This window comes from Thiohalocapsa sp. (genome assembly GCF_019695415.1).
GTDB lineage: Bacteria > Pseudomonadota > Gammaproteobacteria > Chromatiales > Chromatiaceae > Thiohalocapsa.
On sequence record NZ_JAIFKJ010000266.1, the window covers coordinates 1 to 2017 of the forward strand.

The 2017-nt window shown below is 64.5% G+C and carries 3 protein-coding genes; 2 read left to right on the forward strand and 1 reads right to left on the reverse strand.

Annotated features, from left to right (window positions below; genetic code table 11):
• Nucleotides 1–479 (forward strand): mechanosensitive ion channel domain-containing protein (locus tag I6U14_RS07645; RefSeq protein ID WP_296898198.1); only part of this gene is annotated, 479 nt, incomplete at its 5' end.
• A 313-nt stretch (nucleotides 480–792) separates the two neighbouring features.
• Here the strand turns inward: I6U14_RS07645 and I6U14_RS07650 are convergent.
• Complete coding sequence (locus tag I6U14_RS07650) at nucleotides 793–1092, reverse strand: hypothetical protein (RefSeq protein ID WP_296898199.1); 300 nt, start codon at nucleotides 1090–1092, stop codon at nucleotides 793–795.
• Nucleotides 1093–1276: 184 nt separating this feature from the next.
• Between I6U14_RS07650 and I6U14_RS07655 the strand changes: the two genes are divergently transcribed.
• Nucleotides 1277–1855: a sigma-70 family RNA polymerase sigma factor gene (locus I6U14_RS07655; RefSeq protein ID WP_296898201.1), complete on the forward strand. Its 579-nt coding sequence runs from the start codon at nucleotides 1277–1279 to the stop codon at nucleotides 1853–1855.
• The last annotated feature ends 162 nt before the right edge of the window (nucleotides 1856–2017 follow it).

The following is a 2017-nucleotide window of genomic DNA, read 5'->3' on the forward strand; positions in this document are numbered from 1 at the left end:
GCGCCACCACCATCCGCAACTGGGACCGCAAGGAGCTGCTGGTGCCGAACAAGGAATTCGTCACCGGGCGTCTGCTCAACTGGTCCCTGTCAGATCAGATGACGAGGGTGGTCGTCGTTGCCGGCGTCGCCTATGGCAGCGACGTCGACAGGGCCTTGGAGCTCATGCGCGAGGCAGCCGAAGAGCACGAGCACGTCCTTGATGACCCGGCGCCGATCCTGAGCTTTGAGGGCTTCGGCGACAACTCCCTGACGCTGATCCTGCGCGCCTATCTCAGCTCCATCGACTACCGCATCGCGACCATCACCGACCTGCACAAGGCGATCAACCGCAAGTTCGCCGAGGCCGGCATCGTCATCGCCTTCCCGCAACGGGATCTGCACCTGGATGCGAGTGGCCCGTTGCAGGTGGAGTTGCGGCAGCCGGAGCGTGAATCGGCAGCCACGGCCGGCGACGACAATCCTAAAAACGCTAGTTGAACCGCGCCCCCATGGACCGCCCGGCGGGGCGTGCCATGGGGGCCGTGGCGGCTCTAAGGAGATGCTGATTTATTGGGCCTCCTGCCCAAAATTTAGCGACTGCTCGGCGCATATATCGCCGGCGATCGATCTGGAGTTGGGCTTAGGAAGACGCCGATTTATCGGGCATTCTGCCCAGAAATCGCTTGGAACCCGGCTTGTTCCCAGGGAGGGCGGTTTTCCGACTCCATCATTTTCAGCGACTTGTATCGCCGAAAATGGCAGGGCGTCCTGCCCCGCGCGGCATGCACCGATAAGTCGGCGCGCCCCTAACTCAGTAGCTCAGGTCCGGGCTAGCGCCAAACGGGCCATAAATGTCCGGGCGCGCATGCGACCCCGAAGCGCCCAGATCTGCCCCGAGATCCACGTCGAACAGATCCGCATTGCCCTCGGCGATGCCCTGATACCGATCACGGTCGGTGCCGACACTGCGCGGCATGGCTGTGACGTCCTCGTAGAATGCGCGTTTGTTGTCGCTGTCCGGATTGCCGCTGATAAACTGCTCGCGGCTGTCGGCGGCGTGAGCCGACACGGCGATCAGAAGGGTTGCGGTGGCGATGAGGGTCTTCGTCATGACAGTGCTCCAAAGGCTGTGAAGGATTGCTTGCGTATCGCGGCGCTCAACAGCGCGCCGGTACTGGCTCAGTCGTCGGCTTCGGGAGAATGGTTACTTCGGTGAAGAGAAATTCTTCTGCGCAATGCCGGCTGCGCCCGCATGTAACCTTTGATGCCAACGGCACGACTGAGCGGATAAGGTGATGGAACAGCGGAATCAGCGCGGTAGGCCGGATGCGGACGACTTTGAGGCCGCACTGCAACCGCTGTGGCTGCGCGCGCAGCGTGGCGACGAGGCCGCCTACCGCGAGGCGCTGGGTCACATCACTAAGCGCCTGCGGGGCTGGCTGCGGCGGCGCATGCAGTCGCTGCCGGACGAGATAGAGGACTTGGTGCAGGAGACACTGCTGGCGATCCATCTGCAGCGCGGCACCTATGATCCGGCAGTCCCGGTGAGCCGGTGGGTACTGGCCATTGCCCGCCACAAGCTGATTGATCTGTGGCGCAGGCGCGGCCGGCGCGACGCCCTCCACGACCCGCTGGATGAGGTGGGGGAGGGCGCGCTCCCAGCGGTCGCAGATGAATTCCCGGTCCAGCGCGATCTCGCGACCCTGCTCGGCGAGCTGTCGCAGGCACAGCAAGAGGCGATCACCATGACCAAATTGGAGGGCCTGTCCATGGCTGAGGCATCCGCGCGCAGCGGTGTCTCGGTCTCGGCCCTGAAGGTGCAGGTGCACCGTGGTCTGAAACGACTCGCCGAGCTGGCGAGGAAGCTGCCCTGAAGACAACTGAGCTGATCGATTTGTTGGCCGCCGATGCCGGCCCCGCCCCTCCGGGCCTTGCATCGAGACGCCTGAACCCCGCACTCACGCTCTGGCCCCTGCTTACCGTCCCCGCGGCCCTCTGGCTGCCGGGACCGCAGCCGGCCGAGCGCTGGAAGGGCG

What these genes read in the sequence shown, in the direction of transcription:
- I6U14_RS07650 (WP_296898199.1), bottom strand. Translation starts at nt 1,092, where the DNA reads ATGACGAAGACCCTCATCGCCACCGCAACCCTTCTGATCGCCGTGTCG.
- I6U14_RS07655 (WP_296898201.1), top strand. Translation starts at nt 1,277, where the DNA reads ATGGAACAGCGGAATCAGCGCGGTAGGCCGGATGCGGACGACTTTGAG.